The sequence below is a fragment of the Streptomyces sp. NPDC017940 genome, assembly GCF_044328435.1.
Classification (GTDB): Bacteria; Actinomycetota; Actinomycetes; order Streptomycetales; family Streptomycetaceae; genus Streptomyces.
In genome coordinates this window covers 333,329-358,563 of the sequence record NZ_JBIRHJ010000005.1, presented here as the reverse complement: position 1 = coordinate 358,563, position 25,235 = coordinate 333,329, and the positions used below count along the sequence as shown (strand labels likewise).

Annotated in this window: 18 protein-coding genes; 3 read left to right on the top strand and 15 right to left on the bottom strand. The window is 73.4% G+C overall.

The genetic code is table 11. The features are described 5' to 3' along the window. Window position 1: 1 nt before the first annotated feature. From ACH4DX_RS19615 to ACH4DX_RS19585, 7 genes are all read right to left on the bottom strand, one after another. Entirely contained in the window at window positions 2–760 is a 759-nt protein-coding gene (locus ACH4DX_RS19615; RefSeq protein WP_398156030.1) for an SDR family oxidoreductase, read from the bottom strand. Then, window positions 757–1,596 carry a TauD/TfdA family dioxygenase gene (locus ACH4DX_RS19610; protein WP_398122370.1) on the bottom strand — a complete coding sequence of 280 codons (840 nt, stop codon included), beginning with the start codon at window positions 1,594–1,596 and terminating at the stop codon, window positions 757–759. The genes ACH4DX_RS19615 and ACH4DX_RS19610 overlap by 4 nt, the downstream gene beginning before the upstream one ends. A gap of 58 nt (window positions 1,597–1,654) precedes the next feature. Further along, window positions 1,655–2,911, bottom strand: a complete 1,257-nt coding sequence (locus tag ACH4DX_RS19605; protein ID WP_398156029.1) for an aspartate aminotransferase family protein — start codon at window positions 2,909–2,911, stop codon at window positions 1,655–1,657. Between the two features lie 101 nt (window positions 2,912–3,012). After that, the gene (locus ACH4DX_RS19600; protein ID WP_398156028.1) at window positions 3,013–7,251 is read right to left on the bottom strand and encodes an AMP-binding protein; all 4,239 of its coding nucleotides are present in this window, start codon (window positions 7,249–7,251) and stop codon (window positions 3,013–3,015) included. After that, window positions 7,248–7,832 carry a DUF6309 family protein gene (locus ACH4DX_RS19595; RefSeq protein WP_398122373.1) on the bottom strand — a complete coding sequence of 195 codons (585 nt, stop codon included), beginning with the start codon at window positions 7,830–7,832 and terminating at the stop codon, window positions 7,248–7,250. The genes ACH4DX_RS19600 and ACH4DX_RS19595 overlap by 4 nt, the downstream gene beginning before the upstream one ends. 15 nt (window positions 7,833–7,847) lie before the next feature. After that, a complete protein-coding gene (locus ACH4DX_RS19590) occupies window positions 7,848–8,618 on the bottom strand; it encodes a phytanoyl-CoA dioxygenase family protein (RefSeq protein WP_398156027.1) in 771 nt (256 codons plus the stop codon). A gap of 139 nt (window positions 8,619–8,757) precedes the next feature. Further along, window positions 8,758–10,248, bottom strand: coding sequence for an MFS transporter (locus ACH4DX_RS19585; RefSeq protein ID WP_398156026.1), 1,491 nt, complete (start codon window positions 10,246–10,248; stop codon window positions 8,758–8,760). A 580-nt stretch (window positions 10,249–10,828) separates the two neighbouring features. On the opposite strand from ACH4DX_RS19585, the gene ACH4DX_RS19580 reads away from it, so the two are divergent. Next, window positions 10,829–12,004, top strand: coding sequence for an FAD-dependent oxidoreductase (locus ACH4DX_RS19580; RefSeq protein ID WP_398156025.1), 1,176 nt, complete (start codon window positions 10,829–10,831; stop codon window positions 12,002–12,004). 137 nt (window positions 12,005–12,141) lie between these two features. Here the strand turns inward: ACH4DX_RS19580 and ACH4DX_RS19575 are convergent, their stop codons facing one another. From ACH4DX_RS19575 to ACH4DX_RS19545, 7 genes are all read right to left on the bottom strand, one after another. Beyond that, window positions 12,142–12,339, bottom strand: coding sequence for a CsbD family protein (locus ACH4DX_RS19575; protein ID WP_398122377.1), 198 nt, complete (start codon window positions 12,337–12,339; stop codon window positions 12,142–12,144). 267 nt (window positions 12,340–12,606) lie between these two features. Continuing rightward, window positions 12,607–13,467: an endonuclease/exonuclease/phosphatase family protein gene (locus ACH4DX_RS19570; RefSeq protein WP_398156225.1), complete on the bottom strand. Its 861-nt coding sequence runs from the start codon at window positions 13,465–13,467 to the stop codon at window positions 12,607–12,609. 233 nt (window positions 13,468–13,700) lie between these two features. Next, a complete protein-coding gene (locus ACH4DX_RS19565) occupies window positions 13,701–14,423 on the bottom strand; it encodes a D-alanyl-D-alanine carboxypeptidase family protein (protein ID WP_398156024.1) in 723 nt (240 codons plus the stop codon). A gap of 491 nt (window positions 14,424–14,914) precedes the next feature. Then, entirely contained in the window at window positions 14,915–16,150 is a 1,236-nt protein-coding gene (locus ACH4DX_RS19560; RefSeq protein WP_398122380.1) for an ATP-binding protein, read from the bottom strand. Between the two features lies 1 nt (window position 16,151). Beyond that, entirely contained in the window at window positions 16,152–16,985 is an 834-nt protein-coding gene (locus ACH4DX_RS19555; RefSeq protein ID WP_398156224.1) for a response regulator transcription factor, read from the bottom strand. Window positions 16,986–17,313: 328 nt separating this feature from the next. Continuing rightward, the gene (locus ACH4DX_RS19550; protein WP_398156023.1) at window positions 17,314–17,568 is read right to left on the bottom strand and encodes a peptidase inhibitor family I36 protein; all 255 of its coding nucleotides are present in this window, start codon (window positions 17,566–17,568) and stop codon (window positions 17,314–17,316) included. 347 nt (window positions 17,569–17,915) lie between these two features. Next, a complete protein-coding gene (locus tag ACH4DX_RS19545; RefSeq protein ID WP_398156022.1) occupies window positions 17,916–19,520 on the bottom strand; it encodes a S8 family serine peptidase in 1,605 nt (534 codons plus the stop codon). A 251-nt stretch (window positions 19,521–19,771) separates the two neighbouring features. On the opposite strand from ACH4DX_RS19545, the gene ACH4DX_RS19540 reads away from it, so the two are divergent. Continuing rightward, window positions 19,772–22,804 (top strand): LuxR C-terminal-related transcriptional regulator, encoded by a 3,033-nt coding sequence (locus tag ACH4DX_RS19540; protein WP_398156021.1) that lies wholly within the window; start codon window positions 19,772–19,774, stop codon window positions 22,802–22,804. Between the two features lie 18 nt (window positions 22,805–22,822). On the opposite strand, the gene ACH4DX_RS19535 is transcribed toward ACH4DX_RS19540, so the two are convergent. Then, window positions 22,823–23,416 (bottom strand): helix-turn-helix domain-containing protein, encoded by a 594-nt coding sequence (locus tag ACH4DX_RS19535; protein ID WP_398156020.1) that lies wholly within the window; start codon window positions 23,414–23,416, stop codon window positions 22,823–22,825. Between the two features lie 539 nt (window positions 23,417–23,955). On the opposite strand from ACH4DX_RS19535, the gene ACH4DX_RS19530 reads away from it, so the two are divergent. Beyond that, complete coding sequence (locus ACH4DX_RS19530; RefSeq protein WP_398156019.1) at window positions 23,956–25,044, top strand: LuxR C-terminal-related transcriptional regulator; 1,089 nt, start codon at window positions 23,956–23,958, stop codon at window positions 25,042–25,044. Window positions 25,045–25,235: the final 191 nt, after the last annotated feature.

Here is a 25,235-nt window from a genome sequence, read left to right as displayed (position 1 = left end):
CTCACCCCCTTCCGATGTAGGGCATGGTCGTGGGGAGCACCGTCAGGGACTGCACGTTGGTGCCCGGCGGCATCGACGCCATCAGCAACAGGGCGTCGGTGAAGCGCTCCACCGGGATGGTCGCCTCGACGGCGCTCGTGCCGTCGCCCTGCATCGAGGGCGGCTGCGGGCTTCCGTCCAGCGGGGTCACGTTGCCCACGTCGATCTGTCCGCAGGCGATGTCGTAGGGGCGGCCGTCCAGGGACAGGCCCCGCGTGATGCCGAGCACGGCGTGCTTGGCCGCGGTGTAGGCGATGGCGTGGGGACGGGGCGCGTGGGCGGACGGCGCGCCGTTGTTGATGATGCGCCCGCCCCGCGGGGACTGGTCGCGCATCATGCGGAACGCCTCCCGGGAGCAGAGGAACGTCCCGGTGACGGTGGTGGCGATGATGCGGTTCCAGTCCTCGAGGGCCACGTCGGGGACCGGTCTGCGCGGGACGGCCGCGCCCGCGTTGTTGAACAGGAGGTCGAGCCGGCCGAAGTGGTCGCCGACCGCGCGGAACAGCGCCGCGACCTGGTCGGGGTCGCCGATGTCGGTAGGCACCGCGATCACCCGGTCCGCGGCGGCGCCCGAGAGCGCCGCGGTCTCCTCCAGCGTCTGCTTGCGCCGCCCGGCGAGCGCGAGCGACCAGCCCCGGTCGAGCAGGGCGAGCGCGGCGGCGCGGCCGAGGCCGCTGCCCCCACCGGTGACGACGCCGATCCTGCCGTGGTCGGCGCTCACCGCTCGTTCATCCAGGCGCGCAGGATCCGGCGGGCCCCCGGCCCGGGCACGTCCACGTAGGGGGAGCGCCCGTGCAGCACACGGCTGTTGCGGATCATCAGCAGATCCCCGGCGCCGAGCTGGAGCCCGAAGGCGATCTCCGGCCGGTAGAGGACCTCGTCCAGGTAGTCGAGGGCGTCGAGGCGCCGCGCGTCGAGCTGCGCGGACGCCCGTACCGTACGGGTCTGGTAGTAGCAGCCGACCGTCCCGTCGTCCTGGGTGAACAGGATGGGGGTGGTGACGATCTGCTGGCCCGCGCGGCCGGTGCGGTCGAACCGCCACTCCTCCTGCAACAGGGCGAGGACGTCCGGGCGTTCCCGTTCGATGATGTCGTGCACGTGCCGCGCGCTGGCCAGCTTGGTCATGCCGCCGCCGTCGGCCGCGGGCCGCAGACACAGCAGGACGAGCAGGTCACAGGTGTCGCAGTGGAAGCCGAGCTCGGTCGCGCCGTCGCCGTCGCGGTCGCGCAGGATGGTCCACAGGTCGCCCTGCGCGTTCTGCGGGATGGCACCGCCGATCTCGTCGAGGACGAAGGAAAGACCGGTGATGAGGTCGGCGTCGGAGGCGTCGGGGGACATGACGTTGCGTACGTTCACGAACCCGACGGCGTCGAGGCTGTCACCGATGAAGGAGCGCACGGCCGTGTACGCGGCCCCGCCCGCGCCCCACCGCCCGGCGAGGGCGTCCGTCCACAGCAGCCGCCGGTCGTCGTCGGCGACCGACAGCGACCAGACGTCGCGCGCGGACTCCAGGTACTCGCTGGTCCAGCCGATGTCGTCGATCGTGGTTCCCGTCATGGCGTGTTCGGTCCCTTCTGAAGGCGTACGGAGATGGGGGCGGTCCCGCGCGACTCCCTCACCGGACCGCCGAGGCGAGGGCGGCGGACCACAGCGAGAGGGCCTCGTCGATCTGCTCGGCGGTGACGACGAGCGCCGGGATCATCCGCACGACGTTGCCGTGCACCCCGCAGGTCAGGAGCAGCAGTCCCCGCTCGGCTGCGGCGCGCTGCGCCTCCCGGGCGAGTTCGGCGTCCGGGGAGCCGTCGGGGCTGCGGAACTCGCAGGCCAGCATCAGGCCCGTACCGCGTACGTCGGCGACGGCCGGGACGTCGGCGGCGGTCTTGCGCAGGCCGTCCGCGAGGCGGCGGCCCTGCTCGGCGGCGTTGTCCACCAGGCCCTCGTCCCGGATGACGTCGAGGGTGGCGAGGGCCGCGGCGCACGCCACGGCGTTGCCGCCGTAGGTCCCGCCCTGCGAGCCCGGCCAGGCGCGGCCCATCAGCTCGGTGGGCGCGGCGATCGCCGACAGCGGGAAGCCGCTGGCCAGGCCCTTGGCGGTGATCAGCACGTCCGGTGCGACACCGGGGGAGTGCTGGTGGGCCCAGAACCGCCCGGTGCGGCCGAAGCCGGTCTGGATCTCGTCGAGCACGAGGAGGATGCCGTGCCGGTCCGCGCGCTCCCGCAGCCCCGCGAGGAACCCTGGCGGCGCGGGCACGTAACCGCCCTCGCCCAGGACGGGTTCGACGAACATCGCCGCGGTCTCGGCGGGCGCGCTCACTGTGGCGAGGACGTGGTCGAGCCCGCGCAGCGCGTGCTCGACGGCCGCCTCCTCGCTCAGCCCGAGAGCGAAGGCGTGCGGGAACGGCGCCACCGCGACGCCCGGCATCAGCGGGCCGATCCCGGCGCGGAACCGGATGCCCGCCGTGCTCAGCGCCGCCGCTCCCATGGTGCGCCCGTGGAAGGAGCCGTCGAAGACGATGACGTTCTGCCGTCCGGTGGCCTGCCGGGCGAGCCGCAGGGCGGCCTCCACCGCCTCGCTGCCGGAGTTGAGGTAGAACAGCGCGTCGAGGTTCTCCGGAAGCACCTCGCCCAGGCGCTCGGTGAGGGTGAGCAGCCGGTCGTGCAGCACGGTCGTGTACTGGCCGTGGATCAGCTGCCCCGCCTGCTGCCGCACCGCCTCGACCACCCGGGGATGGCAGTGGCCGGTGTTGGTCACGCCGACGCCGGCGGTGAAGTCGAGGTAGCGCCGGTCGTCGGCGTCGTACAGGTACATCCCCTCGCCGCGGGTGGCGACCACGGGTGTGGCCTGCTTGAGCACCGGGGAAAGCTGGGGCATCGCGTCACTTCCTAGGGAGTCGTCGGCTGTCCGCGCGGGGGCGGGGCCGGGTCTGAACGGGTGGCGTCCGGGTCGGCGGACACCGCGGGCCGGGGGAGCGGTCACAGGGCGGGGTCGGCGGGCACCGGGCATCTGTGCGGCAGGAAGCCCTGGTCGGCGGCCCAGGACAGCGCGGCCGACCACCACTCGGCGGTCGGTTCGGCGAACCGCACCCCGAGCCGGTCGAGCACCGACTGGGTCCACGCGCTGTCGACGACGACATTGCGGTCGCCGAGCTGCGACCAGGTCGAGGCGAGCCGGGCCACGGTCGGATGGTGCCGCTCCGCGCGGGCGAGGGCCGCGGCGAACGTGGCGTCGTCCGTGAGCCGGACCGGGTAGCCGTGCCGGACCATCCACGCCACGAGATCGTCGTGGGCGACGGTGTGCGGCGACTCGACGTGGTAGACGCCCGGCGCCGCGTACGGATGGACCGCGAGCGCCGCGATCCCCGCCGCCACCGTGTCGACGTGGGAGAACTCGAACGTGGTCGAGGGCCGGCTCGGCGCGGCCCCGGCGAGGACGTAGCCGCGCACGGTCTGGTAGATCCGGTTGTCCGCTACGTTGCGCTGGAACGCCCCGGTCAGGCTGTGCGCCGCGATGTGGCCGCTGCGGTGCACACAGGCGTGCCGTCCCGCGGCGGCCCAGGCGCGCACGGTCTCCTCGGCGTGGAACTTCGCCCTCTCGTACGGGGTGCGGAAGCCCTGTCCGATGCGCAGGTCGGCCTCGCTGAAGCGGCGCGCGGGCCCCTCCACCTCCCCCGACACGGCCAGCGTGGAGATGTGGTGGAAGCGGGCGCCTGGGGTGTGGGTGTCGACCCAGTGGAGCAGCCGCCGCACCGCGGTGTGGTTGGTGTCCTCCAGTTCGGCGGGCGAGGCGACGAGGCGTACGTCGGCGGCGGCGTGCACGACGACCTGCGCCCCGCGGGCCCGGGCGAGCCCCTCGGGGGTCAGGCCGAGGCCCTCCGCGGTGATGTCTCCGGCCACCGCGTCCGCGCCCCCGATGCGCCGGGCGGCCTCGGCGTCACCGGACCCGCGCACCAGGCACGTCACGTGCGCGCCCCGCCCGGCCAGTGCGTCGAGCACATGCCCGCCCAGGTAGCCGGTCGCCCCGGTCAGGAGCACCGAGACCGGCTCGCGCACCACGCTCCAGCGGCCCCGCGAGGGCGTGGCTCCGGTGTGCAGCAACTGCCCCGACGTGGACACCGGCACCCGAACGTACGGGGCCGGTTCGGCGTCCGCGGCGGCGGCGACCGCGCGGGAGAACGCGCCGACGATCCGCTCCGCGCTGTCGTGCGAGAGCCGGGGCCAGGCGTACACCAGGTCGGTCACGAGGCGGCCCTCGACGATCCGGGCGGTCAGCCGCAGCCGGTAGAGGGAGTCACCGGTGTGGCAGCGGGCCGCCCCCGCCTGCTCGTCGGCCACCGTCCAGTCCAGGGACGGCTCGTCGGGCAGCCGGAAGGTGCCCAGGAAGTTGAACGCCGCTTCGGGGCGCGCCCCTTCGACGTCCATGGGCAACTGCGGGGCACGGCGTACGAGGTCCTCGACGGCCGCCACGTCCCGGCTGCCGTCGGCGGCCGGGACGGCCAGCCACTTGACGGCGGTGAACCAGCCCACCGTGTCCAGGTACTGCCCGTCCGCGCCGTCGGTCCCGCGGCCGTGGGTCTCCACCTCCACGCCGAGGCCGCGTCCGCCGCTCCAGGCGAGGGTGGCGTCGGCGAACGCGCCGAGCAGCAGGGCCTCCAGGCCCTGTGCGCGGCCGTGGCGCTCGGTGAGGCGGCTCGTGGCCCGTTCGTCGAGGCTCCAGACGAGGGTGGCGGGTTCGGTGCCCGACGTGGCGTCGTCCACCGGGAGCCGGGGCGCGACCGCGGACTGCGCGGCGCCGGACCGGGGCGCGGTCGCGGCCCAGGCGTAGAAGTCGGCGGTCGGCGGGAGTTCGGCCCGCCGCCCCGCCGACTCGGCGCGGTAGGCGGCGGCGAGGTCGTCGAGAAGGATGCGCCAGGACAACCCGTCCACCACGAGGTGATGGGCGATCAGCGCGATCCGGTCGTCGACACCCGGCCCGCCCGCGAACAGGTGCACCCGCAGCAGCCGCCCGGCCTCCGGGTCCAGGGAGCGGTGCAGCTCGGTACAGACCGCGCCGACCGCCTCGGACGGCGGCTCCTGCGCACGCACCCGCGAGTGGCTCACCGCGTCCAGGTCGCCCGCGGCCCGCAGCGGACCGAGACCGCCGGGACCGACCGGTCTGCGCAGCGCGGTGTGCCGGTGCAGCACGGCCTCGACCGCCCGTGCCAGGGCACCGGCGTCCACGCGCGCACGGCACCGGAGGAGCACCGACTGGTTCCAGTGCCGCGGCTCGTCGACGGGCTGCCGGAACAACCACCGCTGGGCGGGGGCCGGATGGTGCGGTGCGGCGGCCGTCGTTCCCGTGCGCGGCTGGGGGCGCCGCCCGGACGACGCGGCGACCGCCGCGAGGCGCGTGGGCGTCGGATGCTCGTAGAAGTCCTCGAACGCGACACGGTGACCGCGGCGGCGCAGGAAGGCGACGGTGCGCATGGCGAGGATCGAGTCGCCGCCGAGGCTCAGCACGTCGGCGTGCGGGTCCACCACGGGCAGTCCGAGGGCGTCCGCCCACAGCTCGCACACGGCGTGCGCGAGGGAGGCGGCGGTGCGGTCGGCGGGCGAGAGCGGTGTGGACGGCTCGCGCCGCGCGGTGCGGGCCCTGGACTCGATGAGACCGGACACGATGCCGCTCAGGCGCACGCGGTCGAGCTTGCCGTTGGCGCCGAAGGGGAACTCCGCTAGGGCGAGGACCGGCTGGGGCACCGAGTAACCGGGTAACCGGTCGTGCAGATGGGTGCGGAGCGCGGCCAGCGTCTCCTGCTCCTCGCACCCGGCGGCGAGGCGCACGGCGGCCAGGAGCTGGCTGCCCGCCGGGGTGGAGCGCACGATCACCGCGCCCTGGCCGACGCCGGGGAACTCCTCGATGGCCCGCTCGATCTCGGCGGGGTCGACGCGGAAGCCCCGGACCTTGACCTGGCGGTCCGAGCGGCCGACGAACACGAGGCTGCCGTCGGGCCTGCGCCGGCACACGTCACCCGTGCGGTACATCCGCCGCCCCTCGTGGGCGACGAAGCGGCGCGCGGTCTCGTACGGGCGGCCGTAGTACCCGGCGCTGACGCCCTGGCCGCCGATGTACAGCTCGCCCTCACCGGCGTCGGGCACGAGCCGCAGTTCGACGTCGCCGATCGCGGTTCCGATGGGCACGGTGGGCTCGTCGGCGGGCAGCTCCGCGACGGTGGCGGCGAGGAAGCAGGTGGCGCCGACGGTGGTCTCCGTCGGCCCGTAGTGGTTGGCGACCCGGGCGGCCACCCCGTCCGTGAGCAGACCCGCGGCCAGCGACCGGGGCAGCGCCTCCCCGCCGAGCAGGACGGTGTGCAGGGCGGGCGCGTCCGACGGCCGTCCCGCGAGCAGGGCCGTCAGATGTGAGGGCGTCGTCTTCAGCACGTCGACCCCGGCGTCGCGCAGCGACGCCCAGAACGCCTCGGGGTCGCGCGTGCGCGCGTCGGGCACGACGTGCACCGAGCCCGCGGTCGCGAGGGCGAGCAGCCACGCGGTGTGCCCGAGGTCGGCGGCCAGGGTGGTGACGTGGGCGACGCACGGCGCGTCGGCGTCGGTGAGGCCGAGCCGCCCGCGCAGGGCGAGCGCGTAGTGCACCGCGTTGGCGTGGGTGACCGCGACGGCCTTGGGCTCCCCGCTCGACCCGGAGGTGAAGGACAGATACGCGAGGTCGTCCGGTGCGCAGGGGTGCGCGGGGGCCGCTTCGTCCTCGGCGCTCGCGGGCAGCGCGTCGACGTCCACGTACTCGGTGCCGTACGGCTCGGGGGCCCGCAGGTGCACGGCGGTGCTGAGGACGTGGCGCACCTTGACGGCGTCCAGGCGCCGGTGCACATCGCGCGGGCTCCACTCCGGGTCGACCAGGACGGCGGTGGCTCCCGCGCGGAGCACGCCGTGCAGCAGCGCGCACATGCGGGCGTCCCGGGGGCCGAGCAGCGCCACCCGGTCGCCGCGCGCGGCGCCGAGGCGGGCGAGGCGGGCCGCGATGTGCGTGGCGGCGCCGTCGAGCCCGCGGTGGTCGAGGGTGCGGGTCCCGTCGCCGACGGCGGGCCGGTCCGGGTGGTCGCGGGCGTTGCGCGCGAGCAGGTCGGGCAGGGTGGTCAGGGGTTGTCCGGGAGGTGTGGCCCAAAGGGGTCCCGGCAGCGGGGTGTCGGACGGCGAGGCGGTGGAGCGCATCGCTCGCGTCATGGGCGTGGACCTCCGGTGGTGGCGTTCGGTGCGCTGTCACTCGTGGTGGCCGGGGCGAGGCGGGTGAGGTCGCCGGCGATGTAGGCGGTGAGTTCCTCGCGTGGCGACAGGCGTCCGGCCAGCTCCCAGGCGAGCAGGCGGTGCAGGCCGTCGAGGTGGACCAGGCCTTCGTCGGTGGGCAGGCCCGCGTAGTGGTCGTGGGGGATGGGACGGGTGGTGAGGTAGATGGAGGAGAGCGGGTGGGTGCGGAACAGGGTGAGCTTGGCCGTGCACACCGGGTTGGCCGCCGCGAACTCGGTTTCGTGCGCGCGCAGCAGGCCCGCCGTCTCACCGACCGTGAGGCCGGTGGGCGGCACGAGTTCGCGTCCGCCGCCGCAGCCGATGTGCCAGGGCAGCAGCACCGAGCGGACGTCGTCGCGGGACAGCCGTACCGCCGACCAGGTACGGAAGGTGGTGTCGGCCAGGAGCAGCGCGCTGTCCGCGTCCGCGTTGGTGTTGACGTCGTGCTCGCGTGCGACGGGGTGGTCCCGGTGGAAGTGGGCTTGTACCTCGTCGAAGGTGACGGGTCCGATGATCTGCATGCGCGCTGTCCTTTCTCACGCCGGCCGGGCGTACTCGGTGAAGTGCCGTTCCGCGAAGAGCTCGGGCCAGCGCCCGCCGTCGAGGTCGCGGTCGCGGGCGGCGGCGAGCATGTGCCGCCAGTACGGTTTCACGGGCCGCCAGCGTGCCCCCGTCTGGCAGTACGACGCGTCGACGAAGTAGCGCGGCTGGGCGCCCGGCGGGCTCGTGGTGGGTCTGCGGGCGTGCAGCAGCGCGGAGTTGATGAGCACCGTGGAGCCGGGCGGCAGCGCGTCGATGACCACTTCGCCGGGCAGTTCGCAGGTGTCGAGGTGGGCGAGCGCGGACTTGCTCCAGGGGCTGCGGTGGGAGCCCGGCACCACGGTGAGGCTGCCGATGGTGCCGTCCAGACCGCCGAGGTAGTGCAGGGCGTGCACCATCACCAGGCCGGGGTCGTCGCGGTCGTTGGGCTCGTGGTCGTGGTGCCACGGCTTGCCGGGGGCTCCGGGGTTGTGCCGGTCGCTGTGCAGGTGGTGGAAGACGAAGGGGGCGTCCATGAGGTCCGCGATGACCTGGAGCAGCGGTTCGTGGGTGAGGAGTTCGCCGTGTGCGGGCAGCTCGAGCTCCATCACGGGGGGCGGGTCGTCGTCGGGGCCGGGCTCCAGGCAGGCGGCGATCGACCGGGACCGCAGTCCGTCGTCCACCCACAGGTCCACCTCCGGCACGAGCCGGTCGAGCAGTGCTGCGGGGAGCAGACCCGGCAGGACGAGATAGCCGGCCTCCGCGAAGTGCTCCCGCTGTGCGGACACCGTTCCGCTTCCCTCGAAAAATAATGGCATCAACTCACACCTTTCCGTGACCGATAACGGCGAACAATGGCGGACTTGACGTGCCCATGATATCGGCGCGAGCCGCCCGTACGGAGTGCGGACCGGACCTCAGGGCTGCTTATGCGACATGCTGCGCAGTCGGCGTTTCCGGTGGCCGGGCCGCACCGGAACCCGGTGCCCTGGATCGCGCCGCGCCGGATTCCCCCGCGTGGGACTCGATCGCGGCGGATTCGACCGTCCCGGATTCCGGCGCCCCCTCCGGCACACCGGAACCCGTGGCTCTGGATCCCGCTGCTCCGTATCCGGATGTGGCGGCGTCGTCGGCTCTCCCCAGCGGTGAGAGGCGGGTGCCGAGCCAGACGAGCGCCTGGACGGCCGCGATGGCCGTGAACAGCGCGGTGACCCCGAATTCGACGACCAGCCAGCTGCCGAGCAGAGAACTCACCGGAACGGCTGAAAAAGGGATGGCGCGCTGCAAGCCCACCACCCGGCCGAGGAATTCCGGATCGACCGCTCCCTGCCGATAGGTCCGCCAGGGCACGATGAACGTGGAGGTCGTCACCCCGACGACGAACCAGCACAGGGTCAGCGATCCGACGCCAGGCCGGAGCGCGGGCAGCGTGAGGGCCAGCGCCTTCACGCCCATGGCCGCCACCATCAGTGTGCCCGGGGCGAACCTCCGCAACAGCACGGGCGAGACGGCGGCGCCGAGCGCCGCGCCGAGTCCCTGGGCGGCGGCTATGACCGCGAGCGAGGCCGGAACGTGCCCGTCGGGCCCGGCCACGATGTAGACGAGATTGGCCGCCGCGGCGGGAAAGGTGAAGTTGGCCAGGGTCAGCAGGACCGTGGCCCACCACAGGGCGCGCTCGGCCCGCACCATGCGCAGCGCCGCGACGGAGTCCGGGAGGAGGGAGCGGCACGCGGCGCGGATCGACGCGAGCAGCCGCGGCCCCGCCCCGAGGACGGCGGTGGCCCCGATGAGCAGGGCGGACACGGTGAACGACGCCGCGTTCACGAAGCTCGCCGCGGTCGGCCCGAGGAGCGTGACGACCGCGACACCGGCGACCGGGCCCAGCATGCCGAGGGTGCCGTCCGCGCCCTGCACCCAGGCGTTCATCGCGGCCCGCCGCTCCTTGGCGACGCGCTCGGTGATGAACCCCTGGAACGCGGGGAACGAGAACGGCCGCACACACCCCAGCAGGAAAGCGGCCACCATCACCAGGACCGCGGGCGGATCGACGAGGCACAGCACGCCGATCCCGGCGACGATCGCCGCGGAGACCACATCGCACGCCATCATCAGCTTCCGCCGGTCGGCCCGGTCGGCGACGACTCCGCTGAACAGGCCGATGACCACGAACGGCACGAACTCGACCGCATAGGTCAAAGCGGCCGACGCGGCCGAGCCGGTCAGCTGGAGAACGAGGACGGGTAACGCGAACCGGAATATCCAGTCCCCACTGCTCGAAATGATGAACGCCGCCCGTAACAGCCTCTCGTCCCGGCGTCGGACATCAAGCTCCGATGCGGATTGCCGACACTTCGCACAGGCGGCGCGGGAGGAGCGCGTGATGCATAAATGTCGCCCGTTCCTGCGAACGGCAATCACATGTCCTCCCTTGCAAGGAAACACAAAGAAACCGCTAGAAAACCGTAGCGGAATCCTTGCTTCGGCTCGGCTCAGAGAAGCACAGACGGCCAGCTGCTCGCCATCCTCGTCCTGCCATCTGAGACGATTTCATCATGTGCAACGCCGAGATTTCGCCATGCGCAACGGAGGCATTTCAGCATGTGCAACGACGGGTATTCCGGTTGGTGCTTGGCGGGGGAATCTACTCTCGCCCCGAAAGGTAGGCAAGATGTTGACCGTGCACCGAACGAGGAGTACGGTCCAAAGCACTTCCACGGGGAATGTGCCGCGAAGTGCTGCCCGTCCGAGCGTGCGAATGCCGGTGTGCCCCGAACATTACTCGCGGGTTTTACCGCGGGGTCAGGAACGGCCCTCCATGAGCTTCGCCCGAGGCCGTCGAGCCGTACGGTTCTCGGCTCCGCGAGCCGTACGGCTCTCGGCTCCGCGGCGCCCGCCGTGGTCATGCCTCTCCCATGAATCCGTCATGACCGTCCCATATCCACGGGGAAGCGGCGGCCGTCCCGGCGCGGCAGGCGTGAGACTGACGGGGGAGGGGCGCATGACCAAGACCGTCGCTGTGATCGGGGCGGGCCCTTACGGCCTGTCGACCGCCGCACACCTCAGGGGGCATGGTCTGCACGTCAGGATCTTCGGCTCGCCGATGGCGAGCTGGGTCGAGAACATGCCTGCGGGCATGCTGCTGAAATCCCCGCCGGGCGCGTCGGTGCTCTCCGCTCCGGAACCCGGCTTCACCCTGTCCGACTACTGCCGCGAGGCGGGGGAGACCCGCCTCGACGGTGACGACCGCGTGCCCGTCGAGGTGTTCGTGCGGTACGGGCGCTGGTTCGCGGAGGAAGCGGTGCCCGGGGTCGAGAACGTGCGGGTCCTGCGGGTGGACCGGCGGCCCGGGGGCTACCGCCTGGGGCTCAGCTCGCAGGAGGAGGTGTCGGCCGACGCCGTGGTGGTCGCCGCCGGGACGCACGGGTTCGCGTACGTGCCCGCGCCGCTCGCGTCATGGGTGGGCGAGGGGCTCGTGTCGCACAGTTCGCGCCATGCCGACCCGGCGAAGTTCGCCGGGCAGGACGTGGTCGTCGTCGGCGGCGGCCAGTCAGGGCAGGAAGGCGCCGTGCTGCTGCACGAGGCGGGTGCGCGGGTCCGGCTCCTGGTGCGAGCGCCCCACCTCGTCTTCGGCCGGGCCCCGTCGCCTCCGCCGCACTGGCGGCCGACAGGTCCGCTGGGGCGCTCGTGGGGTCTCTACGCGCTGCCGCGGCACGCCGCCGCCTTCCGCCTGCTGCCGGCGGCGGCCCGGCTTCACCTGGCGAGGCGTGCCGTCGGCCCCTTCGGCGCCTGGTGGCTCCAACAGCGCCTCGAACGCGCGGTCCCGGTCTTCCTCGGCCAACGCGTGACGGCCGCCAGGCAGGACGGCGGGAGCCTGGTCCTCACGCTCAGGGACACCGCCGGGGAGACCCGGACTCTGACGGCCGGACACGTCATGGCGGCCACCGGCTACCGCGTCCGGGTCGACGCGCTGGACTTCCTGGCCCCTCATCTGCGGGCGGTCCTGGCCCGCGTCGGTGGCTACCCCGAGCTGGACGAGGGCTTCCAGTCGTCGGTGCCCGGGCTGTACTTCATCGGTGTCACGGCGGCCGCGACCTTCGGCCCCCTGATGCGGTTCACCGCCGGCACCCGGTTCGCGGCGCCGAGGCTCGCCGCTGCGGTGGCCGCGGGGCGCTGAAGCGGACGCGGACAGGGGGTCTTTGCTCAGTCACTGAGCGGGCGCGGCGCCGGAGCGGGACGGGCGCCGCTACGGCGCCGGTGCGCACGCAGGTGCCGCCCCACCCGCGTCGGGTGGAGCGGCACCTGTGGCGTACGTCAGCGGTTGTCGTCGTCGCGGTCACTCAGGGAGTCGCGGACGCCTTCCGCCTTTGCGCGCGCGTTGTCGGTGGCGTCGCGCACCTTGCCCTTGGCCTGGTCCGTCTTGCCCTCGGTCTTCATCCGGTCGTTCCCGGTGGCCTTGCCGACCATCTCCTTGGCCTTGCCCTTGGCCTTGTCCATAGCGTTGTCGCCCACGGTAACTCCTTTGATGCGGTTTACAGCTGTTTGTCACGCTAGGGGTGGTGCGCTCGGGGCGCATCTCGGGTGCTGCCGTGCCCGCCCGGGGGCGGCCCGGACCCTCGATGCCCCACGCTCCACTCCCCTCCGGTCGCTCCGACCGTTCAGCGATTCCGTTCAGCGCTCTCTTCGGTACGGCTTGCCCCGACATCCGCTGTCAAACGTGGCATTTGCGTCCGCGTACGGATTCCGTTCGGCGTCCTCGGACCCGGCGGCCCCGTGGATTCACAGCTTCAGCCTGGCCGCCACCGGCAGGTGGTCGCTGTCGGTGGCGGGCAGCGTCCAGGACGAGCGCGGGTCCACGCCGCGCACCAGGATCTGGTCGATCCTCGCTACGGGGAACGACGCGGGCCAGGTGAAGCCGAACCCGGCGCCCGCCTCGGCCTGGGCCGAGCGCAGCCGCGAGGTGACGGCGGACAGCGCCCGGTCCTCGAAGACGCCGTTGAAGTCCCCCATGAGCACGGTGCGGGGAAGCGTCTCGGCACTCAGCGCGGCGCCGAGGCGACGCGCCGCCGCGTCACGGGCGTCCGTGGTGAAACCGGACGCGACGGTGAAGCGGACCGACATCAGGTGCGCGACGAGAACGGCGACCGGACCCTTCGGGGTGCGGACGGTGGTGCGCATGGCGCGCACCCAGGGCGATATGTCGACCGGTCGGGCGTCGGCGATCGGGTACTTGCTCCACACGCCGACCGTGCCCTGCACCGAGTGGTGGGGGTGGGTGCGGGTCAGCGTCCTGACGTACTCCGGTATCGCCGTGTCGCCCAGCTCCTCGAGCGCCACCACGTCGGCACCGGAGACGGCGAGGGCGCGCGCCGTGTGCGCCGGGCGCGCGTTGTGCTCGTTGACGTTGTGCGTCACGACGGTGAGGTCCCCGCCGCCGGTCCGCTTGTCGACGAGCGTCCCGCCGAACAGTGCGCACCAGGTGACCGCGGGCAGCAGGACGGCCACGGCGGCCGTCGCCGACCGTCGGAGCAGCGCGCACAGCAGCAGGAGCGGCACGGCGAGACCCGTCCAGGGCAGGAAGGTCTCGACGAGGCTGCCTAGGTGACCTGCCCGGTTGGGGATGTGGGGGTGCGCCCACATCACCGAGGCGGCGGACAGCGCGAGAGCGGCGACGATCCGGCCGCGTCGCCAGACGCCCCTGCCGGGACCGGCGCCGGCGCCGCTGCCGCTGCCGTCGCCGGAGCCAGTGGTACCAGTGCCGCTGCCGGGCTCGTCCTCAGGACCGGCCCCTGGCTCGGCTACGGGTACGAGCCCCGGTGCAGAGGAGTGCGGCGGTGGCACGGGAGGAGTACCGAGCGTCGTCGCCATCGTGTTCACCGCCCCCCGGGCCCGGTGGCCCCCAGCCATTGCCGCACGCCCTTGATCAGCGCGCTGCTGTGGGTGAAGGCGGCTTCGAGGCCCTGTCGGGGGCTGGTGTCCGGCTCCTGGCGGAGCACGACGCCGAGGACAAGACGGTCACGTCCGCCGCCGTCGGGCGCGGTGGCCGCCCACATCAGGTTGCCGCCCGCGGGGGTGCTGGAGCCGGTCTTGACACCGATGACGCCGTCCGTGCCCAGGAGCGCGTTGGAGTTGGGGATACGGCCGGACCGGTCGGGAGCGACGGTGTCCGGCATCGCGACGATGGAGCGGAACGTCGGGTCCCGCATGACCTGCCGTGCCAATGTGAGCTGGTCGGCGGACGTGCTGGTGGTCGTGGGTTCCAGGCCGCTCGCGCCGGTGTACGTGGTGCGGCGCATGCCGAGGGAGCGGGCGGCCCGGTTCATCTTGTCGGCGAACGCTTCCTGCGAGCCCGCGTCCCAGCGGGCCAGCAGGCGGGCGATGTTGTTCCCCGAAGGGATCAGCAGGAGTTCGAGCAACCGCCGCTCGCTCAGCCGCTGCCCCTCCCTGACGGGCACACTCGACTCCACGCCCGACACGGACTCGTCGGCCGCCTGCTGGTCGACGGTGATGTCGGGGCCGTGCTCGCCCGCCCGCAGGGGGTGGCCGCGCAGGATGACGTACGCCGTCATCACCTTGGTGACGCTGGCGATGGGCACCGGCGTCTGCGCGCCCCTCGTACCCAGGTCACCACGGGCGCCGAGGCTTCGACCAGGACGCTGGTCTGGCCGTGTCGCGGCCAGGGCAGCGACCGGGCGGAAGAGTGCACCGAGCGGGCGGTCGTCGAGCCCTCGCCTCCGGGCACGAGAGAGGCGCCGAGGACGGCCACGAGGATCACGACCATGGCGCAGGCGGCGAGGAGGGCTGGTCTCATGTGGCGGGGACCACGCGAGCCAGGAACACGGACAAGGCACATGGGGCGGCACTTCCAAGGTGGTCGACGTGCGGCGTTCGTACGTCGACCACCTTGGCCGGGAAAGATCTCCGCGAGCCCGTCGCCGTGGGTCAGGCACCGCTCGGGCCGTCATCCGCCGTGTATCGGTTCGAGGGCGGCCGTCGGTTCGAGGGCGGCCGTCGGTTCGAGGGCAGCCACCGGCTGAAGGGCAGCCTTCGACGCGAGCCGCGAGCCGCGAGCCGCGAGCCGCTGCCCTCAGCCCGAACGCAACCGGAGCGTGGCGACGGCGCCGCCGTCCGTGGCGTTGGCGAAGCTCAGCGACGCGCCGATGACGCGCGCCTGCCCCGCGGCGACGGTGAGCCCCAGGCCGTGGCCGTGGCCGCGCTCGGCCGAACCCGTGCGGAAGCGCTGCGGCCCGTCCGTCAGGAGGCTGTCCGGGAAGCCGGGGCCGTGGTCGCGTACGACGACCGTCGTGCCGTCGACGCCGACGTCGACCGGAGGGCGGCCGTGCCGATGGGCGTTGACGACGAGGTTGGCGAGGATCCGGTCGAGCCGGCGCGGGTCGGTGTCGACGTCGACGGGCGCGCCGCGGACCGTCAGCCGTGCTTCCAGACCGGTACGGGCGACCGACTCCGCGACGAAGTCCGCGAGGGGCACGGGCCGCAGCTCCGCGTGTTCCACGCCCGCGTCGAGGCGGGAGATCTCGAGGAGGTCCTCGACGAGGGTACGAAGGACCCGCACCCGGTCCCTGACCAGGTCGGTGGCCTCGCTCTCCGGGAGCAGTTCGGCGGAGGTCACCAGGCCCATGAGCGGCGTGCGCAGCTCGTGCGCGACATCGGCGGTGAACCGCTGTTCGTTCACGAGGCGGTCCCGCAGGCTGTCGGCCATCGAGTCCACGGTGCGCGAGATCTCGGCGATCTCGTCGCCCGCCCGGCCGCGCATCCCCGTCCTGGCGGCCAGGTCGCCCGCCTCGATGCGCCGGGCGGTGCGTGCCACGCGCCGCAGCCGCCGGTTGGGCAGTTCGGCGGCCAGGGCCGACAGGGGTACGACGAAGGCGAGGACGAGCAGGGAGTACTTCCACATGTGCCGGTCGAGGGCGGCGCGGCTGAGCTGGTCGGGAGTCATGTCGACGGACACCGCCACAAGGCGACCGTCGGGCAGCTTCCGCCCGGCCCACATCCTCGGCCGATAGTGGTTGCTCTCGTCGAAGACATGGGCCTCCCCGCGGGCGCGCAGCTCCCGCACCAGGTCCGGCGGCATCTCCTCGGGGGTGTGGGCGAGGCCGCTCACGTCGTCGGGGCCGGTCGGGGCGAGGGCGGTCTCCAGGGCGGAGTACGCCTTGGCCGCGCCGTCGTTCACGGACCGCTCGTACGTGCTGCGGTGCACCAGGAGACCTACGGTCAGCGCGATGGCGCCGCACGCGACGGCGACGAGCAGGGCGATCCGCCAGCGCAGCGAACGCCAGTGGAGCAGACCTCGTACGGATGCCACGTCAGCGGCGCAGCTTGTAGCCGAAGCCGCGGACCGTCTCGATCCGCTCGGCCCCGATCTTCTTCCGCAGCCGCTGCACGCACAGGTCGACGACGCGGGTGTCGCCGTCCCAGCCGTAGTCCCACACGTTGCGCAGCAGGGTCTGCCGGTCCAGGACGATGCCGGGGTTCGCGGCGAACTCCAGGAGCAGCCGCAGCTCGGTGGGTGCCAGCGCGACCCGCTCGCCGGACAGGGTCACTTCCAGGCCGCCGGTGTCGATGGCCAGCTCCCCGAAGACGAGCCGGGCAGGCCGCGGGGCCCGGCCGGGCGGACCGGGTGGACCGGAGAGGTCGGGCTCGGCGGGCGGGGCGAGTCGGGCCACGGAGTCCGCCCGGTCCGGACGGCCGGTCGGGCCCGGTCGAGCAGGGGCTGCGGCAGCCGGTGCAAAGGTGGCCCGCCGCAGCAGTGAACGGATCCGGGCCACGAGCACGGCCGTGTCGACGGGTTTGACGACATAGTCGTCGGCGCCCGCCTCCAGGCCGGAGACGACGTCCAGCGCGTCGCCGCGCGCAGACATCAGCAGGATCGGGTCCGTGCCGGTCTCCCGGATCCGGCGGCAGAGGCCGATGCCGTCGAGGCCCGGCAGCATCACGTCCAGGAGCAGCAGGTCGTGCCGTCCGTCACGGAACAGTTCGAGGCCGGTCAGACCGTCTTCGGCCGTGACGACGCGGTAGCCGTAGCGCTCCAGGGCCATCGCGACCGACCTGCGGATCACCTCGTCGTCCTCCACGAGGAGGATCGTGACGGGCGCGGGAGCGGCAGCGCCCGCACCGGCGCCTTGAGCTGAGTGGGACATCGTCTCCGGCCTGTTCGAGGGGGTGGCAGGGGCCTCCATCATGCCGTCACGGTCCTGCGAGGCCTCCGGTGCCTCCCGGCCGGGGTGTCCTGGCATGCGCGGGGCCCTTCCGCCGTACAGTGCGCCGCGCCGACGCACCGGGGCCACTCTGCGCGATGCCGGTTTCCGCTGGGGCGGAGCGGTGCCTCCGTGAGGGCTCGGCCGTGTATCAGCCGCGTATCAGCCGCGTATCAGCACTCAGTACGCCTCCACCCGCGGGAACTCGTGGTTTTCCGCGCGAGCGGGGAGAGGCGTCAGCGGTGCGGAACAGGAACAGCCTGCCGCCCGACTACGCCCAGAAGAGAATGGAACTCGCGCTGTCGTCGAAATTGTTGTTGATGAGGCTCTTGTCCTCGCTGTGCGCCTTGGCCAAGTACGGCGTGCCGGTGTAATTGGCGTGCGGATACATCTTCACCGCGTGGCCCGTGTTGTTCTGCATGGAACTGACGGAGTCGTCCCAGCCGATGTTCCGGAGATCCGGATCGTTGCCCTCGAAGCAGCGCGGCTGGCCGCCGAAGTCGGGGTGCGGCCAGACGACGAACACGCCGGTGGAAATGGCACGTGGAGTTCCGCGTTTCGTAGTAAAACATAGAGCAATGGGATAGGGCAGAGGAATGTTCCGTCTGTCCCGATGATGACTGTTATGAACTCTTGACGGCCCTTCCCGCTCTTCTCTCCGTCGGCCGACGTGATCGGACCCCGGACTTTGCTCGGGCACTGGTGACCCCGAGTCACCGCAAATCCGCCACTTTGCAACGCGGCCGTCCCGCTCCCGACGCGGGAAACCTGCGGTAGCGGGACCGCGTGAGCGGGTGCCGACCCACGCGGCAACGAGCGTGGGTCGGCACCCTGGGGCTCCGCCCGCCCCCCGGGCGGGCGGAGCGGTGCGGGTCAGAACTGCAACGACCAGGCGTCGACGTAGCCGGTGTCGTTGGTCCAGTTGTCGCTCACCCGGAGCTTCCAGCTGCCGTCTGCGGTCTCGGCGGAGGCGTCGACGCGGTAGGCGGCCTGGACGTTGTCGGCGCTGTCGTTGCTGTTGTAGTCCTTCAGGAGGTGGGCGGTGCCGTCGGGGGCGACGAGCTCGACCTTGAGGTCGCCGCGGAAGGTGTGGCGGATGTCGACGGTGACGGCCAGGTCGGAGGGCGCGTTGCCGGTGACGCCCGTGACCGTCAGGGGTGACTCGACGGTGGCGTTGTCACGGATCTGGTGGTCGTCGGCGTTCTCGAACTTCTTGCCGGTGGGCGGGTTGGTGTCGCCACCGCCGGTGTGCAGGAGCTTGTTCGGGGAGCCGGAGCGGGCGTCGGTGACCTTGCCGGAGGTGGCGTCCGCGACGAGCTTGTCGCGGACCTGGGCCGGGGTCCAGGACGGGTTGGCGGAGAGCAGCAGCGCGGCCGCGCCGGCGACGTGCGGGGAGGCCATGGACGTACCGCTCATGGACTGCGCGGTGCTGTCACCGGAGTTGGACGAGGAGGTGATGCTGTCGCCCGGGGCGAAGATGTCCAGGCAGGAGCCGTAGTTGGAGCCCTGGCCGTTGCTCCAGCCGGTGGCGCGGGCGTCCCGGCTGTTGGTGGCGCCGACGGTGATGGCCGCGGGGGTGGAGGCGGGGGAGTAGGAGCAGGAGTCGGCGTTGTTGTTGCCGGCCGCCACGACCCAGGTGACACCGGAGGCGATGGAGGTCGCCACCGCGTCGTTCACCGACTGGGTCTTGCCGCCGCCGATGCTCATGTTGCCCACGGCGGGCTTCACCGCGTTCTTGGTGACCCAGTCGATGCCCGCGAGGACCGGCGCCCAGGTGCTGCCCGAGTTGCCCTGGCAGTTCAGCACCCGCACGCCGACGAGCTTCACCCCCTTGGCGACGCCGTACGAGCCGCCGCCGACGGTCCCCGCCACGTGAGTGCCATGCCCCTGACAATCAGAGGCGTTGGAGTCGTTGTCGATGAAGTCGTAGCCGCTGACGGCGCGGCCGCCGAAGTCGCGATGGCTCATGCGGATGCCGGTGTCCAGGACGTAGGCGTTCACGTTGGACGCGGTGGTGCCGTACGTGTACTTCCTGTCCACCGGCAGGTCGCGCTGGTCCACCCGGTCGAGGCCCCACGAGGGGGGATCGGTCTGGGTGTCGACGGCGTACGCCGCGGCGTCGGCCTCCACGCGGGCCACCGAGGGGTCCGCGGCCAGCTTCTCGGCCTCGCCCTCCGACATCCGCACCGCGAAGCCGCGCAGGGCCGCGGTGTAGGTGTACCGCAGGCTGCCCTCGTGCCGCGCGGCCAGCGACTTCGCGGCGCCGGGTATGTCCTTGCGGGCGACCGAGTCCTCGAAGGTGACGATGTAGGAGCCGTCGACGGCGCCGGGGCGGTCCGCGCCGACGATACGGCCGTCGCCGTCGCCCGGCGGCACGGGTGACGCCGCGGCGCCGACGGTGGCTGCGACCCCGACGAGCAGGGCGGTACTGGCTCCGACGGCGAGCACACGCCGCAAGGCGCGGACGTCTGGCTTCATGGTTTCTCCCTTGAGAGCTGTCCGGGCCCGCCAGGCGACTGCCGGGCACGGGTGTGGGGGTGGGAACGGCGTTGCCGGACCGGCCAGAGCTTCGGCCACGCGGGCCGGGCCCAGCAATCCGTACGCGCTACCCAAAGAGTGGGCACCGCGGGGCGGCGGTATTGCGTAGGTGGTGAACCCCTATTGCGACGGGGGCAGTCCGAGCGGTAGACCACGTACGCACCACACACCGCAGGGTGGGAGGCACAGCCGTGGAGAAACTCACCCCGACTGCGGGAGGCGGCACGCGCGACGACGGCACGCGCCACGGAGGCACGCACGACGACGGCACACACCACAACGGCACACACGCGCGCGGCACACCCACGACCCGCTGGAACGGGTTCGTCGGACGGCACGAGGAGGCCCGGCGGCTGCGGCGGGCGCTGCGGGAAGGGCCGGGCCTAGCGGTGGTGCGAGCGGAGGCGGGGGCGGGAGCGTCCCGGCTGGTCGACGAGGTCCTCGGCCAGGCGGAGTTCGTGGGATGGACGCAGCTGCGCGGACGATGTCCCCACACTGCGGACCCCGACGCGGAGGACGTGATTCCGTTCGGGCCCCTAGTCGACGCGCTGGCCGGGCTGCCCCACCGGCCCGGCGTTCCCGGCCCCGGACTCCCGTCCCTGGCCGGGGTCGTGGGCATCGTCGTACCCGAAATCGCCGACCGGCTGCCGCCCCCGCCCCTGTCGGCGGCCGACCCGGAGGTGTGGCGCGGGCTGCTGCCGCGCGCCGTCGGGGCGCTGCTCGCGGCGTGCGGCGACACCGTCCTGGTCGTGGAGGACGTCCACCGCGCGGACCCCGCCACCCTCAGCCTGCTGCACCGCCTCCTGGGCGCGATGCCACCGGGGCTGCGCCTGGTCGTCACCGAGGACACCTCGCCCGGCCTACCGGTCCTCGCCGCCCCGCCGCGAGCAGTGGTCGAGGAGATCCGCGTCCGGCCCTGGACCCCGGCGGAGACGGGGGAGTTCGTACGGCGCTGGATGGAGGCACACCTCCCCGCACACCTCCCCGAGCACACGGACCTGGCCGCCCCGGTGCACGAGCTGACCGGCGGGCTGCCGAGAGCGGCCGCGGCCCTGTTGCGGTCCGCCGCGGAACTCCTGCGGGAGAGCCGTGCGGAGGCCGCGCCCTATCCCGGCACACCGGCGCCGGGGAAGCACGACCCGGGGGCGGAACCGGTAACAGTGCTGGCAGCCGTGCGGAAGGCCGGCGTACCGCCGCGCGTGCGCCGCGAGTTCGCCCACCGGTACGAGCGGCTGACCGAGGACGCCCGGCGGATCGTGGACGCGGTGGCCGTCGTCGGCCTCGCGGTGCCCGTGGAGGTGCTCGCCGACGTGGCGGGATTCGAGCCCCTGCGGGCCGAGGCAGCCGTCGAGGAGTGCCTGCGCGGTGCGGCACTGCGGGTCGAAGGCGCCTGCCCCGCCTTCCGCAGCGCCCTCGACCACCGGACCGCGCTGGCACACGTGCCGGCGCCGCGAAGGGCCCGGCTCGGTCTGCGCGCGGCGCGGGCGCTGCACCACGGGGGCGCAGGACCGCTGCCGCTGACCGACCTGGCCCGGCTCTACCGGGAGGCGGGACGGGTCCGGGCGGCCCTGCGCTGTCTCGTCGCGGCCGGCGACCGGGCGGCCGCGGCAGGCGACTACGCCACGGCGACCAGCCTCTACACCCAGGCCGTCACCGAGGACCCACGCGCCGACGGCCGTGTCCGCGCCGCCGCGAAGCTGGCCCGCACCGCCCAACTGGCCCGCGCGGGCGAGCAGGTGGTGGCCGCCGTACGGCGGGTCCTCGACGAGGACGACCCGCCGCCCCGGCTGCGCGGCGAGATCCGGCTGCATCTGAGCGTCGTCCTGCGGAACCAGAGCGGAGGGGCCCTCGACAGCCTGAACGAGGTGGCCCGCGCCATCCCCGACCTGGAGACGTCCGACCCGCAGACCGCCGTCCGCGCCATGGCGGTCGCGGCCATCCCCTCCCTCAAGGGCTGGCCCATCGACCGCCACAAGCACTGGCTCGCGCGCTGCGAGCAACTCGAAGGACAGGTCGTGGAGCCCGCCGCGCGTGCGGCCGTCGCCGCCAACCGGGCCACCGCCCTGATGCTGTTCGGCGACCGGCGGGCCTGGGCCGCCGCCGAGGCGCTGCGCCCGTTGGCCGCGACGGCGATGGAGGCCGCGCACCAGACCCGGGGCTGGACCAACCTGGCGCACGCGGCCGCCGCCCTCGGATACGGCGAACGGGCCCACGAGTTCCTGGACCGGGCCGCCGCAGGGCTCGCCGACAGCAGCAGCCCGTACCTCGAAGGCCTGCACCGGACGGGTGGTCTCGTGCTCGCCTGGCACGAGGGCCGCTGGGAGGGACTGCACCGGGCCGCCGACCTCACCACCCGGCTCTACGAGGAGATACCCGACCTGACCGCCGAGGCCATGCTGGTCCGCGGTCTGACCGCGCTGCACGTGCTCGGCGACGTGCCCCGGGCCCGCCACGACCTCACGCGGGCCGCCCGCATCACCCGCTACGACACCGGCGTCATCCTCACCGCATCCGCCGCGGCCACTGCCCGCATCCACCTGGAGGCGGGCAGGCCGGGGCAGGCCTGCGAGGCCCTCGGGGAGACACTGGACCTGCTGGAGCGCACCGGCGGCTGGGTGTGGGCGGGGGAGGTGGCGCCCACCGCCGTGGCGGCCCTGCACGGCAGCGACCAGACCGCGCGGGCCAAACGGCTCGTCGCCGCCTTCGCGGCCGCCACCGAGGACCGTGACGCGCCCGCCGCGGCGACGGCCCTGACCGTGTGCCGGGCGCTGCTGGCCGAAGCCGACGACCGGCCGGACGAGGCCGCCGTCCTGCTGTCCGACGCGGAGGCCCGGTGGCTGAGGCTGGGCAGGCCCTTCGACGCGGCCAGGGCGGCGGAGGCCCGCGGGCGCTGCCTGCTCGACCGGCACCGCGAGACCGCGGCCGACGACATCCACCGGGTGCTCGCGACCTATCGGGAGCTGGGCGCACGCTGGGACGTGGCGCGCTGCCAACGGCTGCTGCGCCGCCACGACATCGTCGTCACCCACCGCCGCGGCCGGCTCGGCTACGGCAGCCAGCTGTCCCCACGCGAACAGGAAGTCGCCCACCTGGTCGTCCAGGGCCGGGCCAACCGGGACATCGCCGAGAGCCTGGTCCTCTCCACCCGTACCGTCGAACACCACGTGGCACGCATCATGCGGAAGCTGAACGTCACGTCCAGGACCGACATCGCCCTGCACTGAACGGCCCCGCGAGGGCGGTCAGGTCGCCGCGGAAGCGTCTTGCCCGGCCTCGTCGCCGCGCTCGTGGCCGCGCCGGGCGTCGCGGTCGAAGATGCCGAGGATCTCGCACGGTCCGCCCTCGGCACCGATGGCGTGCGGGAGCATGGTCGGGAACTCGGCCGCCTGGTCGGTCTCCACGCGCAGCCGGCGGTTGCCGAGGAGCAGGGTGGCGGTGCCGGAGAGGACGACGAGCCATTCGCGGCCGGGGTGGGCGCGCATGCGCGAGGGATCGTCGGGCGGCGGGTCGGTCATGTGCCGCCGTACGACGGTCATGCCGGGCTCCGCCCTGACGGGCCAGCGCATCAGGCCGTGGGCGGTGTCGACCACCGGGTGGCGGACGACGTCGTCGGCCGCGGTCTCGACGAGCTGGTCGAGGGTGGTGTCGAGGGCACGCGCGAGGGTCACCAGCTGGTCCAGGGCCAGGCGGCGCTGCCCGTTCTCGATGCGGCTGAGCGTGGACTGGCTGAGCCCGGCGCGCACGGCAAGCTCCTCCAGGGACCAGCCCTGGGCCACGCGCAGCGCGCGGATGCGTTTGCGTACGAGGCTGTCGAGCTCGTCGGCGCCTTGCGTCATGGGCGGCACCCTATGCGCACCCGGCACATCGCGCTCGGCGGAGCCCGCCCGCCCCGGCCGGTACGGCTCCGGACCGGGGCTGATCGCGCAACGAGGCGTTCCGCCCCCCGGCCGACGACCGGCGGCAGGCGCAAAGCTCCCTTGTGGGCGCCCCGGCGATGCGGTTGCGTCGAGGGGCCCGCCACACCGGCCTCGCGGGTCGTGGCGCAGGGCCCCTGACGGCATCGGCGAAGGGGATACCGCCGGTACGTCGCGCACACCACGGCCGCCTGCGCCACCGGCGAACCGGACTGCCGGGCCGCGGTCCACCTGCGCGACCCGCGGCGGCAGGGGCCCGCAGCGAACCGGCGGGTCAGTGTCGCCGCGGACGGCGGCTTTCCCGACCACGGGGCGGACGGCGCCGCCCCGGCCAGGGGCGGATGCCAGGTGGCCTTCGCGTCGGACGCCACGAACCTCGTACCCCGGCACCCGCGGCGTGTCACCGACATCTACCTCAGGCACCTTTGCTGACCGACACCCGCATGGGACACACTGCTCGGGTGGCAGGACGGGCGGACCGAACGGGGCGGGAACTGTTCGCCGCCGTGCGCGAGGGAGCCGACGTCGACGAGCTGGCCGCCGTGCTCTCGCGGTGGATCGCCCCGATCGTGCCGCACGACGCGTCGAGCCTGATCGCCACCAGCCCCGTCATGGGCCTCGGGATCCCCGCGTTCAGCTTCTGGCACCGCGTCGAACCCGGTCTCGGACAGGCCCTGATGCACCGTTTCTACGGCGGACAGGACCCGTTCCCCGCCCACCTGCTGGCCCGGCTGGCGCTCCCCGTCGGCGTGGTGGGGGCCACCGCTGCCGCCGAGCAGGACCCGTCACCCCACCCCACGCCGGCGGCCCTCGGTGTGGGCTGCGAACTCCGGGTGCTGCTCCGTGACGCGCGCGGCGGCGTCTGGGGGCTCCTCGCGCTGCTGCGCTCCCGAGGAGGCCGGACCTTCGACGAGGACGACATCCGCCGCGCCGCCCGTCTCGGTCCTGTCGTACGGGAGTTCCTGCGCGCGTACGTCATCGGCGGCCCGCTCACCCCGGCCGCCCCCGCCCCGCCCCCGGGCATCGTGATCGTGGGCCCCGACGGGGGCGTCCGCGCCGGCACCCCGCAGGCCGACGCCTGGCACGAGCGGCTGCGTGCCTGCGGGGTGCCGGAGTGGGCCGGGCCCCCGTTCCTCGCGGGCCTGGCCAGTCACGCCCGCGCCCACGGGCGCGGCCACGGCACCGGTCCACCACTGCTCATCGGCCCGGCCGCCCCCTACGGAACCTGGATCGGCTGCCACGCCCAACTCCTCGATGGCGAGGGCCATGGCGAAGGCGAGAGCGAGGGCGAAGGCGGCGACGGCGACGGCGACGTGGCCGTCGTACTGCACGCACCGGCGCGCGAGCATCTCCTGCCGTCGTTCTGCGACTGGTACGGCATCACCACCCGCGAACGCGAAGTCGTCCACCACCTGTGCGACGGCACGCCGCCCAAACAGATCGCCCGCCGGCTGTCCCTGTCGGCGCACACCGTCAACGACCACATCAAATCGGTCCTGCGCAAGACCGGCGCCGCCGGACGTGACGAGCTGTTCACCGCACTCACGTGACGACCCGCTCAGGACTGCGGACCACGGCAGTCCTCCCGTCGGCATCAACGCTGCACGGCGACCGGGACGTCGAGGAACCCGGCGCGCCCCTCGGTCATGCACAGGCCCGGCGCTGCCCGGGCGGATGTGGATCCAGCCCCCCTGGAGCCCCCGGAAGTTCCCCTGGACAAAGTTCGCGCCGGGCTGGCGGT